The following is a 12,745-nucleotide window of genomic DNA, read 5'->3' on the forward strand; positions in this document are numbered from 1 at the left end:
AGGCTCACCATGGAGCACTGGAAACGCACGATCGAACGGGCCAATCGCTGCTTTATGCAAGGCGAGTTGGTTGACGCTCGCGAGGCCTATTTGCAAGCCCTGGCCCTGGCCCAAGTGTTGTTCGAACGCTGGGCGGATGCCGACGAAGCGGTGGCGGCTTTTGTCATTTCCCATCACAACCTGGCGGACCTGCATCTGCGTCTGAACCAGCCGGAAGAAAGCGCGGAGTACCTCTGCGCCATTCACCAGCGCTTGTTGCATGCGATGCAGGACCCGCGCCTGACCCCGCAGTTACGCGAGGCGGCGCTACGCCAGAGCAGCAAGACCTACATTGAACTGTTGAATTTCATCAGCGATCACGGTGAGTACCCGCGTACCCATCGCCTGCTGGGCAGCACCGCGGCGCAACAGGATGCGTCGACTCGCAACAGTCCTTATTACGGAGCACATTGAGATGTCCTACACCTTGCCTGCCTTGCCTTACGCCTACGACGCCCTGGAGCCGCATATCGATGCGCAAACCATGGAGATTCACTACACCAAGCACCATCAGACCTACATCAATAACCTCAACGCTGCCGTCGAAGGCACCGAGTTCGCGGGCTGGCCGGTAGAGAAACTGGTGTCCAGTGTGCAGCAATTGCCGGAAACACTGCGCGCTGCGGTGATCAACCAAGGTGGCGGCCATGCCAACCACTCGTTGTTCTGGGCAGTGATGTCGCCACAAGGCGGAGGCAAGCCTGAGGGCGCGCTGGGCAAGGCTATCGACGAGCAGGTGGGCGGTTTCGAGAGCTTCAAGGAAGCCTTCACCAAAGCCGCACTGACCCGTTTCGGCAGCGGCTGGGCCTGGCTGAGCGTTACTCCACAAAAGACCCTGGTCGTCGAAAGCAGCGGTAATCAGGACAGCCCCCTGATGAATGGCAACACGCCAATCCTCGGCCTGGACGTGTGGGAGCATGCCTACTACCTGCGTTATCAGAACCGGCGTCCGGAATATATCAACGCGTTCTATAGCGTGATCAATTGGCCGGAAGTTGCCTCACGCTATCAGGCCGCCTTGGCCTGACATTCACCTCCATAACAAGATCTAAGGCCGACTATGGGCACTGAAACACTGGCGGTCAGCAGCGGGCGGATGTTTCGTTATGCGTTTGGCTCGCTGCTGCTATTGGCAGGGACTGCATTGCTGGTGGCCCATGGGCTGGACTGGCTGAACCTGGAGCCGCGAATCCTGCGCGCGCTGCAAGGCGGCGCGATCTGCGCACTGGGCACGGCACTCGGTGCGGTGCCCGTGCTGGTGATTCGGCGCATGCCGGTGGCGCTCAGTGACACCTTGCTGGGTTTTGGTGCCGGGGTCATGCTCGCGGCGACGGCATTTTCGCTGATCGTGCCGGGCATCGCCGCCGCCGAAGGCCTGGGGCTTTCGCCTTGGGGGGCCAGTGGCCTGATCAGCGTTGGCATCATGCTGGGGGCATTGGGGTTGTATCTGGTTGATCGCAAGGTCTCCGGTGCCAGCCCGGAAATGCTGGTAGGCACGCCCGATCACCCGGTGATCCCGCCGCGTATCTGGTTATTTGTGTTTGCCATCATTGCCCACAACATCCCCGAAGGCATGGCCGTGGGTGTTTCGGCGGGCGGCGCAATGCCCGATGCCGACAGCCTGGCCATGGGCATTGCCTTGCAGGATGTGCCCGAAGGCTTGGTGATTGCGTTGGTGTTGGCCGGGGCAGGGATGTCGCGGATCAAGGCGTTCCTGATCGGAGCTGCTTCAGGGTTGGTCGAGCCGGTGTTCGCGGTGCTCTGCGCCTGGTTGGTAAGCCTGGCTGAAGTGCTGTTGCCGCTTGGGCTGGCGCTCGCCGCGGGGGCCATGTTGTTGGTGGTGACTCACGAGGTCATCCCCGAGTCGCGGCGCAACGGTCACGAGATGCTCGCCAGCCTGGGGTTGTGCATTGGGTTTTGTTTGATGATGGTGATGGATACCGCATTGGGCTGAAGTCGTAGCGACTTCACGCCCGTCTTCAAGGGTGTCACTCACCCTCATCAAAGAAGTTGTTGATCAGCGCCACCAGGGCGTCCATGGCTTCCTGCTCCTGCTCGCCTTCCGTCTTCAAGTGAATTCGGGTGCCCTTGCCGGCGGCCAACATCATCATGGCCATAATGCTTTTGCCATCGACCATGGACTCTGGCGTACGCCCCGCGCGGATCTGGCAGGGGAACTGCCCGGCAACGCCGACGAACTTCGCGGAAGCCCGGGCATGCAGCCCCAGCTTGTTGATGATTTCAATTTCCAGAGCAGGCATCGCGGGGGTGTTCCTTTCAGCTAAGGTCGCGGTGGCGAACCTGGACGTTCTTGAGGGTTTTTTGCAGCAGTTGGCCCAGGCGTTCGGTCAGGTAGACCGAGCGGTGGTGGCCGCCGGTGCAGCCAATGGCAATGGTGACATACGCCCGATTGCTTGCAGCGAAGCGCGGCAGCCATTTGAGCAGGTAGCTGGAAATGTCCTGGAACATCTCCTCGACATCCGGTTGCGCTGCCAGGTATTCAGCCACAGGTTGGTCCAGCCCGGACTGGTCACGCAGTTCCGGTTTCCAATAAGGGTTGGGTAGGCAGCGCACATCGAACACCAGGTCGGCGTCCACCGGCATGCCGCGCTTGAAGCCAAACGACTCGACGAGGAATGCCGTACCCGGCTCGGGCTGGTTCAGCAGGCGCAGCTTGATGGCATCACGCAACTGGTACAGGTTGAGCCCGGTGGTGTTGATCTTGAGGTCGGCGAGGTCAATGATCGGCCCCAGCAACTTGGTTTCGTCCTCGATGGCTTCTGCCAGGGAACGATGGGGGCTGCTGAGGGGGTGGCGTCGACGGGTTTCAGAGAAGCGCTTTAGCAGGGTCTCTTCGTCGGCGTCCAGGTACAGCACATCGCAATGGATGTGCTTGGCGCGAACTTCCTCGAGCAGTTGCGGGAACCGCTCAAGGTGGCTGGGCAGGTTGCGGGCATCGATCGATACGGCCACCAGCGGTTGCGCCAGCTCGGTGTGGATCAACGCGCGTTCCGCGAGCTCTGGCAGCAGGCCGGCGGGCAGGTTGTCGATGCAGTAGAAACCACTGTCCTCAAGTACGTTGAGGGCGGTGCTTTTACCCGAGCCGGAACGGCCGCTGACGATGATCAAACGCATGATTACTGCCCGTTCTGTTCATCCAGGACTACCTGATACAGCGCCTCATTGCTGCTGGCACTGCGCAGTTTGTCGCGTACTTCCTTGCGGTCGAGCATGCTGGCGATCTGCCGGAGCAGTTCCAGGTGCGCATCGGTGGCGGCTTGCGGGACCAGCAGAACAAACAGCAGGTCGACCGGGGCGCCGTCGATGGCGTCGAAATCGATGGGAGCGTCCAGGTGCAGCAGGGCGCTGACAGGTGCCTCACAACTTTTGAGGCGGCAGTGGGGAATGGCGATGCCGTTGCCAAAACCGGTGGAGCCGAGTTTTTCACGGGCAATCAGAGCCTCGTAGACATCTTGCATCTCCAGGTCAGGCACTTCGCGGCTGATCAGGTTGGCAATTTGCTCAAGGGCTTTCTTTTTACTGCCACCCGGCGCGTTCACGAGGGAACGGCCGGGGGTCAGGATGGTTTCAAGTCGAATCATGGGTGGGGAGTGTTAGCGGCCTGTGCCCTGGAGGAGGCTCTGCTGCTTTTCCTTATGCTTTTTGATTTGGCGATCCAGCTTGTCGGTCAGGTCGTCAATGGCGGCATACATATCTGAATGCTCGGCATTGGCGACTACTTCCCCGCCGGGTATACGCAAGGTGGCTTCGATTTTCTGCTTCAGCTTTTCGACAGTCATGATGACTTGCACGTTGGTGATCTTGTCGAAATGCCCCTCAATTCTTTTGAGTTTTTCGCCGATATAGGCGCGCAGCGGTTCGGTCACTTCCAGTTGGTGTCCACTGATGTTGACTTGCATACAGCTTCTCCTTCGTTGCCAGTGCATAAAGCGGTGGGCAGGAATACCCACCACTGGAACGCTATGGCCCGCCCGTCACATCAAACGCTTACGCTCGCTGGAAGGCGCGATCCCGAGGGACTCGCGGTACTTGGCGACGGTTCGACGGGCGACCTGAATGCCTTGTGCCTCCAGTAAACCAGCGATCTTACTGTCACTCAATGGCTTTTTCTGATTTTCCGCGGCAACCAGTTTTTTGATGATCGCGCGGATCGCCGTGGACGAGCATTCGCCGCCTTCGGAGGTGCTGACGTGGCTGGAGAAAAAGTATTTCAGCTCATAAATACCCCGTGGGGTATGCATGAATTTCTGCGTGGTCACCCGTGAAATCGTCGATTCGTGCATGCCGACTGCTTCGGCGATGTCATGCAGCACCAACGGTTTCATCGCTTCGTCGCCATATTCCAGGAAGCCGCGCTGGTGCTCGACGATCTGGGTGGCGACTTTCATCAGGGTTTCGTTGCGGCTTTGCAGGCTCTTGATGAACCAGCGGGCCTCCTGCAACTGGTTGCGCATGAAGGTGTTGTCGGCGCTGGTATCGGCGCGGCGTACAAAGCCGGCGTATTGCGGGTTGACCCGCAGGCGTGGCACCGACTCCTGGTTCAACTCCACCAGCCAGCGTTCGTTGTCCTTGCGCACGATGACGTCAGGCACCACGTATTCGGCTTCGCTGGACTCGATCTGCGAGCCCGGGCGCGGATTGAGGCTCTGTACCAGTTCGATGACCTGGCGCAGGTCGTCTTCCTTGAGTTTCATACGGCGCATCAACTGGCTGTAGTCGCGGCTACCCAGCAGGTCGATGTAGTCGGTCACCAAGCGCTGGGCTTCAATGAGCCAAGGCGTCTTGGCAGGCAGTTGGCGCAATTGCAGCAACAGGCATTCGCTGAGGGTGCGGGCGCCGATGCCGGCGGGTTCGAACTGTTGGATCCGGTGCAGGACGGCTTCGATCTCGTCCAGTTCGATGTCCAGTTCCGGGTCGAACGCTTCGAGGATCTCCTCAAGCGTCTCGTCCAGGTAGCCCTGGTTGTTGATGCAGTCGATCAGGGTCACGGCGATCAGGCGATCGGTGTCCGACATCGGCGCGAGGTTCAATTGCCACAACAGATGGCTCTGCAGGCTTTCGCCGGCGGAGGTGCGGGTGGTGAAGTCCCACTCATCATCGTCGTTGCTGGGCAGGCTGCTGGCGCTGGTCTGGTAGACGTCTTCCCAGGCGGTGTCCACGGGAAGTTCGTTGGGAATGCGTTCGTTCCATTCACCTTCTTCCAGGTTATCCACCGTTGGGGCGGTTTCCTGATAGGAAGGTTCCTGCACGTCGGAATTGGGTTTTTGCTCGATGTTGTCGGCCAGCGGGTCTGCGTTATCGAAGTCGTCGCCTTCTTCCTGGCGTTCGAGCATCGGGTTGGACTCCAGAGCCTCCTGGATTTCCTGTTGCAGGTCCAAGGTCGACAATTGGAGCAGGCGGATGGCCTGTTGCAGCTGCGGTGTCATCGTCAGCTGCTGGCCCATTCTCAGGACTAGCGATGGTTTCATGGCAGGGGCTTAACACCTTATTCGCCGGCGCAATGCGCCATCCACGACAGGGCGCGTGAGCGCCAAACATAAGCAAATTATATGCCTGATGTCGGGGGCTTTGCCTAGAGCACGGTAACAATAAAAATCCGGAGGTTTTCATTGACTCCCGCGCATCTTGGCAGCGGCCGTGACACCACGGTGTTTACAGGCGGAACTCGTGACCCAGGTAGACTTCCTTCACCAATTCGTTGGCCAGGATCGTGGCGGCGTCGCCTTCGGCAATCAGTTGGCCATCGTTGACGATATATGCGGTTTCGCAGATGTCGAGGGTTTCACGCACGTTGTGGTCGGTGATCAATACACCGATGCCCTTGGCTTTCAGGTGGTGGATGATCTGTTTGATGTCGCCGACCGAGATCGGGTCGACGCCGGCAAACGGTTCGTCCAGCAGGATGAATTTCGGCGCAGTGGCCAGGGCACGGGCGATTTCCACACGACGACGCTCGCCGCCGGACAGGCTCATGCCGAGGTTGTCGCGAATGTGGTTGATGTGGAATTCCTGCAGCAGGCTTTCCAGCTCCTTGCGACGGCCATCACGGTCGAGTTCCTTGCGGGTCTCGAGGATCGCCATGATGTTGTCGGCCACCGACAGTTTGCGGAAGATCGACGCTTCTTGCGGAAGATAGCCGATACCGGCCCGTGCACGACCGTGCATTGGCTGGTGGCTGACATCCAGGTCGTCGATCAGGACGCGACCCTGATCCGCCTGGACCAGGCCGACGATCATGTAGAAGCAGGTGGTCTTGCCGGCGCCGTTGGGGCCGAGCAAGCCGACGATCTGGCCGCTGTCGATCGACAGGCTGACGTCGCGCACGACCTGGCGGCTTTTATAGGCCTTGGCCAGATGCTGGGCTTTCAGGGTTGCCATTACTCGGCCTTCTTCTTCGGCTGGATAACCATGTCGATACGCGGACGTGGCGCAGTCACCTTGGCGCCATTGGCGCGGCCGGCGTTGGCGATCTGTTTCACGGTGTCATAGGTGATTTTCTCACCTTCCGTGGAGTTGCCGTCCGGGCTGAGGACCTTGGCCTGGTCGATCAGGACAATACGGTTCTGCTGGGCGTGATACTGGATGGTCTTGCCGTAGCCCTTCATCGGGCCGCTGTCGGTCGGCGACTGCTTCTGCTCGAAGTAAGCCAGGTTGCCCACCGAAGTCACCACGTCAATGTCGCCATTGGCGGTACGCGTCAAGGTCACCGTGTTGCCGGTGATCTTCATCGAGCCCTGGGTGATGATCACGCCGCCGGTGTAGGTGGCGACGCCTTGCTTGTCGTCCAGTTGCGCATCGTCAGCCGAAATGTGGATCGGTTGCTGGCTATCGTTCGGCAGAGCCCAGGCGCTCACGCTTCCCAGTGCTGCGCCCAGACTGAGCAAAATAGGGAGAGTTTTAACGAGCCTCATACTGTCCTCTTACGTTCGATAGCAGGTGTATCCTGCTTTCTTTCAAATACGCTTTCATTCCCTTGCCAGTCGATACCCCGCCAGCGCCGTCGATTCTAACGTCTTGCTCGGTCTGCGCATATTGCTTCTGCGGGAATACGGTCATACGACTGCTGGTAATCACGGTGTCACGGTTTTTATCGTCGGTACGCGCGACGCGCACCGAGTCGATCAGTTCCACTTCGGTGCCGTCCGGGTTGACCTCGCCACGCTTGCTGGTGACATGCCACGGAAACTCGGTGCCACGGTAGATGTTCATGTCCGGGTTGGTCAGCAGGGTGACTTCGGTGGCCTTCAAGTGCTCGACCTTGTCCGATGTCATCTCATACTGCACCTTGCCGTCGGGCAGGAACTGGATGCTGTAGGCATTGGTGGCGTAATAGTCGATAGCCCCTTCGTCAACCTGCGCAACAGGCTGGTCGAGAAAGCGCTCCGGGCTGATATTCCAGTAGCCCACCGCCAGGAACAGCGCGGCGATGACCCCGAATAACAGGAAGTTGCGAATCTTTTTGCTCAGCATAAAACGCTCTATAGGTAGGCGGCGTGGGCCGCTTCAAGGCTGCCTTGGGCGCGCAGGATCAGCTCGCAGAACTCGCGGGCGGCACCTTCGCCGCCGCGGGCGGTGGTGATGCCATGGGCGTGTTCGCGAACAAAGGCTGCCGCATTGGCCACGGCCATGCCCAGGCCGACTCGACGGATCACCGGCAAGTCAGGCAGGTCATCGCCCAAATAGGCGACCTGCTCATAGCTTAGGTTGAGTTGGCCAAGAAGCTCGTCCAAGACCACCAGTTTATCCTCGCGGCCCTGATACAGGTGAGGAATCCCCAGGTTTTGTGCGCGGCGTTCCACAACCGGGGTTTTTCTGCCGCTGATGATCGCTGTTTGCACGCCCGCTGCCATCAGCATCTTGATGCCTTGGCCGTCGAGGGTGTTGAAGGTCTTGAATTCGCTGCCGTCTTCGAGGAAATACAGGCGGCCATCGGTCAGCACGCCGTCTACGTCGAAAATCGCCAGTTTGATGTTCTTGCCGCGTTGCAACAGGTCGCCTGTCATTTACATCACTCCCGCACGCAGCAAGTCGTGCATGTTCAGGGCGCCAATCGGGTGGTCTTGATGATCGACCACCACCAGCGCGCCGATCTTGTGGTCTTCCATGATTTTCAAGGCTTCAGCTGCCAGCATCTCGGGGCGAGCGGTCTTGCCGTGGGGCGTCATCACAGCATCTATGGTCGCGGTATGGATGTCGATGGTGCGGTCCAGGGTGCGACGCAAGTCGCCGTCGGTGAATACCCCGGCCAGTTTGCCGTCGGCTTCCAGGATCACCGTCATGCCCAGGCCCTTGCGGGTCATTTCCATCAGCGCGTCCTTCAGCAGCGTGCCGCGCTGGACGTGGGGCAATTCATCGCCCGAGTGCATGACGTTTTCCACTTTCAACAGCAGGCGACGGCCCAGGGCGCCCCCTGGGTGGGAGAACGCGAAGTCTTCGGCGGTAAACCCGCGCGCTTCCAGCAACGCCACGGCCAGCGCATCACCCATGACCAGGGCGGCGGTCGTGGAGGAGGTCGGCGCCAGGTTCAGTGGGCAGGCCTCGTGGGCCACATGCACGTTGAGGTTTACTTCGGCAGCCTTGGCCAATGTCGATTCGGGGTTGCCGGTGATGCTGATCATCTTGATGCCCAGGCGCTTGATCAGCGGCAGCAGCGTCACGATTTCGTTGGTGGTGCCGGAGTTGGACAGTGCCAGGATGATGTCATCCTTGGTGATCATGCCCATGTCGCCGTGGCTGGCTTCGGCCGGGTGCACAAAAAATGCGGTGGTCCCGGTGCTGGCCAGAGTGGCGGCAATCTTGTTGCCGACGTGGCCGGATTTGCCCATGCCGACGACGACAACGCGGCCCTTGCTGGCCAGAATCATCTCGCATGCGCGTACGAAATCTGCGTCGATATGCGCCAACAAGCCTTCTACGGCTTCAAGCTCGAGGCGGATGGTGCGTTGTGCGGATTGAATAAGGTCGCTGGATTGGCTCATGTCTGAAATCGTATAGCCTGACGAAAAGTCGGCGATTATAGCGGTAATGAGCAATTCCCTCACGCAAGTTCGTCAGGGTTTGTTCGTGATGCGGGTGAGATTCATCTTAAGCAACGGTTTTTCCCTGTCTTCAGTCTGAACAAGCACAGTTCCGGCCTTGGGCGCGTTGTACCAGCAGTGATATAGTTCGCCGCCAGTTCGGTCCGCCCAGCCCATGTGGCTAACTATTGCACGAGCGTTGCAAACGTTTGGCGCAAACGTGGTGTCTGAGTGAAAGGCTGCATCCCAAGGAGTTTAGATGAGTGCCGATAACGCCTACGCGGTCGAGCTGAAGGGTCTTACCTTCAAGCGCGGGACGCGCAGCATCTTCAATAACGTCGATATTCGCATTCCACGCGGCAAGGTCACGGGCATCATGGGGCCTTCCGGTTGCGGCAAGACCACCCTGTTGCGCCTGATGGGCATGCAATTGCGCCCGACTGCCGGCGAAGTGTGGGTCAACGGCCAGAACCTGCCGACGTTGTCGCGCAGCGACCTGTTCGACGCGCGCAAGCACATGGGCGTGTTGTTCCAGAGCGGCGCACTGTTTACCGATCTTGACGTTTTCGAGAACGTCGCCTTCCCGCTGCGGGTCCATACCCAACTGTCCGACGAGATGATTCGCGACATCGTGTTGTTGAAACTGCAGGCCGTAGGGCTGCGCGGTGCCATCGACCTGATGCCCGACGAGCTGTCGGGTGGCATGAAACGTCGTGTCGCCCTGGCGCGGGCTATCGCCCTCGATCCGCAGATCCTCATGTACGACGAGCCTTTTGTCGGCCAGGACCCTATCGCCATGGGCGTGCTGGTGCGGTTGATCCGCCTGCTCAACGACGCGCTGGGCATTACCAGCATCGTGGTTTCCCATGACCTTGCAGAAACCGCGAGCATCGCCGATTACCTCTATGTCGTCGGCGATGGCCAAGTGTTGGGGCAGGGTACGCCTGAAGAGTTGATGAACGCCGACAACCCGCGCATTCGCCAATTCATGACCGGCGATCCCGACGGCCCGGTGCCATTTCATTTTCCGGCAGCGGACTACCGCTCGGATCTTCTGGGGAAGCGTTGATGCGCAAGACTTCACTTATCGAGAAGGTTCGCCTTTTCGGTCGCTCGGGCATCGACATCATCGAAGTGCTCGGCCGTTCGACGATTTTCCTGTTCCATGCCCTGTTGGGGCGCGGCGGCATTGGCGGCGGTTTTGGTCTGTTGATCAAGCAGTTGCATGCGGTGGGCGTGATGTCACTGGTGATCATCGTGGTCTCCGGCGTGTTCATCGGCATGGTACTGGCGCTGCAAGGCTTCAATATTCTCTCCAGCTACGGTTCGGAGCAGGCCGTAGGGCAGATGGTTGCCCTGACACTGTTGCGTGAACTGGGGCCGGTGGTCACTGCGTTGTTGTTCGCCGGGCGCGCAGGTTCTGCGCTGACTGCCGAGATTGGCAACATGAAGTCCACCGAGCAGTTGTCCAGCCTGGAAATGATCGGCGTGGACCCGCTCAAGTACATTGTTGCCCCGCGTCTGTGGGCCGGCTTCATTTCCCTGCCACTGCTGGCGATGATCTTCAGCGTGGTGGGTATCTGGGGCGGTTCGTGGGTGGCGGTGGACTGGCTGGGGGTCTACGACGGCTCCTACTGGGCCAACATGCAAAACAGCGTGACCTTCAGCGGTGACGTGCTCAACGGCATCATAAAGAGCATCGTCTTCGCCTTTGTAGTGACCTGGATCGCCGTATTCCAAGGCTACGACTGTGAGCCCACTTCAGAAGGGATCAGTCGTGCCACCACCAAGACCGTTGTGTACGCCTCGCTGGCGGTACTGGGCCTTGACTTCATTTTGACCGCCTTGATGTTTGGAGATTTCTGATGCAAAACCGCACTGTGGAAATCGGTGTCGGCCTTTTCTTGCTGGCTGGCATCCTGGCTTTACTGTTGCTGGCGCTGCGAGTCAGCGGCCTGTCGGCCAGCCCCACCGCCGATACTTATAAACTTTACGCGTACTTCGACAATATCGCCGGTTTGACTGTCAGAGCTAAAGTGACCATGGCCGGTGTAACCATCGGCAAGGTCACGGCAATCGATCTGGATCGCGACAGCTTCACCGGTCGAGTGACGATGCAGTTGGACAAGAAGGTAGATAATCTGCCGACCGACTCCACTGCATCTATCCTCACTGCGGGTCTGCTGGGCGAGAAGTACATCGGTATCAGCGTGGGTGGGGAAACAGCCCTGCTCAAGGATGGCTCGACCATCCACGACACGCAGTCGTCGCTGGTACTTGAGGACCTGATCGGTAAATTCCTGCTCAATACGGTCAATAAAGACGCCAAATGAGGAATCTGTTCATGATCTCTACCTTGCGACGTGGCCTGCTGGTGCTGCTTGCAGCGTTGCCGTTGATGGCCAACGCGGCAGGTTCTGCCCACGAACTGGTGCAAGACACGACCAACAAGATGTTGGCCGACCTGAAGGCGAATAAAGAGCAGTACAAGCAAGACCCGACCAGGTTCTATGACGCGCTGAACACCATTGTCGGCCCGGTGGTCGATGCCGAAGGCATTTCCCGCAGCATCATGACGGTCAAGTATTCGCGCAAGGCTACCCCGGCGCAGATGCAGACGTTTCAGGAGAACTTCAAGAAAGGCCTGTTCCAGTTCTATGGCAACGCGTTGCTGGAGTACAACAACCAGGGCATTACCGTCGATCCCGCCAAGGATGAGTCCGGTGACCGCACCAGCGTTGGCATGACCGTCAAGGGTTCCAACGGTGCCGTCTACCCGGTGCAGTACACCCTGGAGAAGATCAACGGCGAGTGGAAACTGCGCAACGTGATCATCAACGGCATCAACATCGGCAAGCTGTTCCGTGATCAGTTCGCCGATGCCATGCAGCGCAATGGCAATGACCTGGACAAAACCATCAATGGTTGGGCCGGTGAAGTCGCCAAGGCCAAGGAAGAAACCGACAAGCAAGCTGCCGGGAAGCCTGCGCAATGACCGAATCGGCCGTTCGTCTCGGCGATGCCGGCGAGTTGTTCATCAGCGGCGTACTGGACTATCGCTCCGGGCCGGGCCTGCGCAAGCAGGGCCAGGCACTGATCAACAGCAGTAGCGCGCCTGCGTTGGTGGTGGATTGCTCGCAGGTGACCAAGTCCAGCAGCGTGGGTTTGTCCTTGCTGCTGTGCTTCATGCGCGATGCCGAGGCAGCCAACAAAACGGTCAGCATCCGCGCCATGCCTGAAGACATGCGCGAAATTGCCGAGGTTTCGGGTTTGACCGAGCTGTTGGCACATCCTTAATACACACTATTAGAGAAGCCCCCCGTCAGAGTCCTGCTATGCGGGGTTCGCAGGCGCGGGGCTTTTTTGTATGATGTGCGACCCGTGCGCACTGGGCGCCGATAGAGGTTGAGCATGCAGGCCCTAGAAGTTAAGAGCTTTCTTGAAGGAAAGCTGCCGGAAACGACCGTAGAAGTTGAAGGCGAAGGCTGCAACTTCCAGCTGAACGTGATTAGCGATGAACTGGCGGCACTGAGCCCGGTCAAGCGTCAGCAGCAGATCTATGCCCATTTGAACCCGTGGATCACCGATGGCAGCATCCATGCGGTCACTATGAAATTTTTCAGCCGCGCGGCCTGGGCCGAGCGCACCTGAGCCCCCAAGGCGTCGAG

The 12,745-nt window shown here is 59.1% G+C and carries 19 protein-coding genes; 9 read left to right on the forward strand and 10 right to left on the reverse strand.

The genetic code is table 11. The features are described 5' to 3' along the window. The first annotated feature begins 9 nt into the window (after positions 1-9). Genes AC3ISR_RS04455 through AC3ISR_RS04465 form a run of 3 tightly spaced genes read left to right on the forward strand, consistent with a single transcriptional unit; the run spans position 10 to position 1,993 of the window. Positions 10-453, forward strand: a complete 444-nt coding sequence (locus AC3ISR_RS04455; protein ID WP_192297678.1) for a DUF2753 family protein — start codon at positions 10-12, stop codon at positions 451-453. Position 454: 1 nt separating this feature from the next. Then, on the forward strand, positions 455-1,066 hold the full coding sequence (locus AC3ISR_RS04460) for a superoxide dismutase (protein WP_463983236.1): 612 nt from the start codon (positions 455-457) through the stop codon (positions 1,064-1,066). 33 nt (positions 1,067-1,099) lie between these two features. Continuing rightward, complete coding sequence (locus AC3ISR_RS04465) at positions 1,100-1,993, forward strand: ZIP family metal transporter (RefSeq protein ID WP_192297676.1); 894 nt, start codon at positions 1,100-1,102, stop codon at positions 1,991-1,993. 34 nt (positions 1,994-2,027) lie between these two features. Here the strand turns inward: AC3ISR_RS04465 and AC3ISR_RS04470 are convergent, their stop codons facing one another. The 10 genes from AC3ISR_RS04470 to AC3ISR_RS04515 form a co-directional block, all read right to left on the reverse strand. Next, entirely contained in the window at positions 2,028-2,300 is a 273-nt protein-coding gene (locus AC3ISR_RS04470; RefSeq protein ID WP_017738759.1) for an HPr family phosphocarrier protein, read from the reverse strand. A gap of 16 nt (positions 2,301-2,316) precedes the next feature. Then, complete coding sequence (rapZ, locus tag AC3ISR_RS04475; RefSeq protein WP_192297675.1) at positions 2,317-3,174, reverse strand: RNase adapter RapZ; 858 nt, start codon at positions 3,172-3,174, stop codon at positions 2,317-2,319. A gap of 2 nt (positions 3,175-3,176) precedes the next feature. Continuing rightward, complete coding sequence (gene ptsN, locus AC3ISR_RS04480; RefSeq protein WP_017738757.1) at positions 3,177-3,641, reverse strand: PTS IIA-like nitrogen regulatory protein PtsN; 465 nt, start codon at positions 3,639-3,641, stop codon at positions 3,177-3,179. Between the two features lie 12 nt (positions 3,642-3,653). Further along, complete coding sequence (gene hpf / locus AC3ISR_RS04485; protein WP_010170586.1) at positions 3,654-3,959, reverse strand: ribosome hibernation-promoting factor, HPF/YfiA family; 306 nt, start codon at positions 3,957-3,959, stop codon at positions 3,654-3,656. A 75-nt stretch (positions 3,960-4,034) separates the two neighbouring features. Continuing rightward, complete coding sequence (locus AC3ISR_RS04490) at positions 4,035-5,528, reverse strand: RNA polymerase factor sigma-54 (protein ID WP_192297673.1); 1,494 nt, start codon at positions 5,526-5,528, stop codon at positions 4,035-4,037. Positions 5,529-5,712: 184 nt separating this feature from the next. Beyond that, on the reverse strand, positions 5,713-6,438 hold the full coding sequence (gene lptB / locus AC3ISR_RS04495; protein ID WP_192297672.1) for an LPS export ABC transporter ATP-binding protein: 726 nt from the start codon (positions 6,436-6,438) through the stop codon (positions 5,713-5,715). Further along, positions 6,438-6,971, reverse strand: a complete 534-nt coding sequence (gene lptA / locus AC3ISR_RS04500; RefSeq protein ID WP_192297671.1) for a lipopolysaccharide transport periplasmic protein LptA — start codon at positions 6,969-6,971, stop codon at positions 6,438-6,440. Before lptA ends, lptB begins: the two co-directional genes overlap by 1 nt. After that, positions 6,958-7,530: an LPS export ABC transporter periplasmic protein LptC gene (gene lptC / locus AC3ISR_RS04505; protein WP_192297670.1), complete on the reverse strand. Its 573-nt coding sequence runs from the start codon at positions 7,528-7,530 to the stop codon at positions 6,958-6,960. Before lptC ends, lptA begins: the two co-directional genes overlap by 14 nt. 8 nt (positions 7,531-7,538) lie before the next feature. After that, positions 7,539-8,063, reverse strand: coding sequence for a KdsC family phosphatase (locus AC3ISR_RS04510; protein WP_178922703.1), 525 nt, complete (start codon positions 8,061-8,063; stop codon positions 7,539-7,541). After that, a complete protein-coding gene (locus AC3ISR_RS04515; protein WP_192297669.1) occupies positions 8,064-9,038 on the reverse strand; it encodes a KpsF/GutQ family sugar-phosphate isomerase in 975 nt (324 codons plus the stop codon). Between the two features lie 298 nt (positions 9,039-9,336). On the opposite strand from AC3ISR_RS04515, the gene AC3ISR_RS04520 reads away from it, so the two are divergent. The 6 genes from AC3ISR_RS04520 to AC3ISR_RS04545 all read left to right on the forward strand — a co-directional run bounded on the left by AC3ISR_RS04520 (position 9,337) and on the right by AC3ISR_RS04545 (position 12,728). Then, positions 9,337-10,146 (forward strand): ATP-binding cassette domain-containing protein, encoded by an 810-nt coding sequence (locus AC3ISR_RS04520; RefSeq protein ID WP_017738751.1) that lies wholly within the window; start codon positions 9,337-9,339, stop codon positions 10,144-10,146. Further along, positions 10,146-10,943, forward strand: coding sequence for a lipid asymmetry maintenance ABC transporter permease subunit MlaE (gene mlaE / locus AC3ISR_RS04525; RefSeq protein WP_017738750.1), 798 nt, complete (start codon positions 10,146-10,148; stop codon positions 10,941-10,943). Before AC3ISR_RS04520 ends, mlaE begins: the two co-directional genes overlap by 1 nt. Continuing rightward, complete coding sequence (gene mlaD, locus AC3ISR_RS04530; RefSeq protein ID WP_017845975.1) at positions 10,943-11,410, forward strand: outer membrane lipid asymmetry maintenance protein MlaD; 468 nt, start codon at positions 10,943-10,945, stop codon at positions 11,408-11,410. The genes mlaE and mlaD overlap by 1 nt, the downstream gene beginning before the upstream one ends. A gap of 11 nt (positions 11,411-11,421) precedes the next feature. Further along, entirely contained in the window at positions 11,422-12,072 is a 651-nt protein-coding gene (locus tag AC3ISR_RS04535) for an MlaC/ttg2D family ABC transporter substrate-binding protein (RefSeq protein ID WP_226456468.1), read from the forward strand. Beyond that, positions 12,069-12,374 (forward strand): STAS domain-containing protein, encoded by a 306-nt coding sequence (locus AC3ISR_RS04540; protein WP_192297667.1) that lies wholly within the window; start codon positions 12,069-12,071, stop codon positions 12,372-12,374. Before AC3ISR_RS04535 ends, AC3ISR_RS04540 begins: the two co-directional genes overlap by 4 nt. A 114-nt stretch (positions 12,375-12,488) precedes the next feature. Further along, complete coding sequence (locus AC3ISR_RS04545) at positions 12,489-12,728, forward strand: BolA family protein (protein ID WP_003188597.1); 240 nt, start codon at positions 12,489-12,491, stop codon at positions 12,726-12,728. Positions 12,729-12,745 lie beyond the last annotated feature (17 nt).

This window comes from Pseudomonas sp. GL_117, assembly GCF_057835125.1.

What these genes read in the sequence shown, in the direction of transcription:
- AC3ISR_RS04455 (WP_192297678.1), top strand. Translation starts at nt 10, where the DNA reads ATGGAGCACTGGAAACGCACGATCGAACGGGCCAATCGCTGCTTTATG.
- AC3ISR_RS04460 (WP_463983236.1), top strand. Translation starts at nt 455, where the DNA reads ATGTCCTACACCTTGCCTGCCTTGCCTTACGCCTACGACGCCCTGGAG.
- AC3ISR_RS04465 (WP_192297676.1), top strand. Translation starts at nt 1,100, where the DNA reads ATGGGCACTGAAACACTGGCGGTCAGCAGCGGGCGGATGTTTCGTTAT.
- AC3ISR_RS04470 (WP_017738759.1), bottom strand. Translation starts at nt 2,300, where the DNA reads ATGCCTGCTCTGGAAATTGAAATCATCAACAAGCTGGGGCTGCATGCC.
- rapZ (WP_192297675.1), bottom strand. Translation starts at nt 3,174, where the DNA reads ATGCGTTTGATCATCGTCAGCGGCCGTTCCGGCTCGGGTAAAAGCACC.
- ptsN (WP_017738757.1), bottom strand. Translation starts at nt 3,641, where the DNA reads ATGATTCGACTTGAAACCATCCTGACCCCCGGCCGTTCCCTCGTGAAC.
- hpf (WP_010170586.1), bottom strand. Translation starts at nt 3,959, where the DNA reads ATGCAAGTCAACATCAGTGGACACCAACTGGAAGTGACCGAACCGCTG.
- AC3ISR_RS04490 (WP_192297673.1), bottom strand. Translation starts at nt 5,528, where the DNA reads ATGAAACCATCGCTAGTCCTGAGAATGGGCCAGCAGCTGACGATGACA.
- lptB (WP_192297672.1), bottom strand. Translation starts at nt 6,438, where the DNA reads ATGGCAACCCTGAAAGCCCAGCATCTGGCCAAGGCCTATAAAAGCCGC.
- lptA (WP_192297671.1), bottom strand. Translation starts at nt 6,971, where the DNA reads ATGAGGCTCGTTAAAACTCTCCCTATTTTGCTCAGTCTGGGCGCAGCA.
- lptC (WP_192297670.1), bottom strand. Translation starts at nt 7,530, where the DNA reads ATGCTGAGCAAAAAGATTCGCAACTTCCTGTTATTCGGGGTCATCGCC.
- AC3ISR_RS04510 (WP_178922703.1), bottom strand. Translation starts at nt 8,063, where the DNA reads ATGACAGGCGACCTGTTGCAACGCGGCAAGAACATCAAACTGGCGATT.
- AC3ISR_RS04515 (WP_192297669.1), bottom strand. Translation starts at nt 9,038, where the DNA reads ATGAGCCAATCCAGCGACCTTATTCAATCCGCACAACGCACCATCCGC.
- AC3ISR_RS04520 (WP_017738751.1), top strand. Translation starts at nt 9,337, where the DNA reads ATGAGTGCCGATAACGCCTACGCGGTCGAGCTGAAGGGTCTTACCTTC.
- mlaE (WP_017738750.1), top strand. Translation starts at nt 10,146, where the DNA reads ATGCGCAAGACTTCACTTATCGAGAAGGTTCGCCTTTTCGGTCGCTCG.
- mlaD (WP_017845975.1), top strand. Translation starts at nt 10,943, where the DNA reads ATGCAAAACCGCACTGTGGAAATCGGTGTCGGCCTTTTCTTGCTGGCT.
- AC3ISR_RS04535 (WP_226456468.1), top strand. Translation starts at nt 11,422, where the DNA reads ATGATCTCTACCTTGCGACGTGGCCTGCTGGTGCTGCTTGCAGCGTTG.
- AC3ISR_RS04540 (WP_192297667.1), top strand. Translation starts at nt 12,069, where the DNA reads ATGACCGAATCGGCCGTTCGTCTCGGCGATGCCGGCGAGTTGTTCATC.
- AC3ISR_RS04545 (WP_003188597.1), top strand. Translation starts at nt 12,489, where the DNA reads ATGCAGGCCCTAGAAGTTAAGAGCTTTCTTGAAGGAAAGCTGCCGGAA.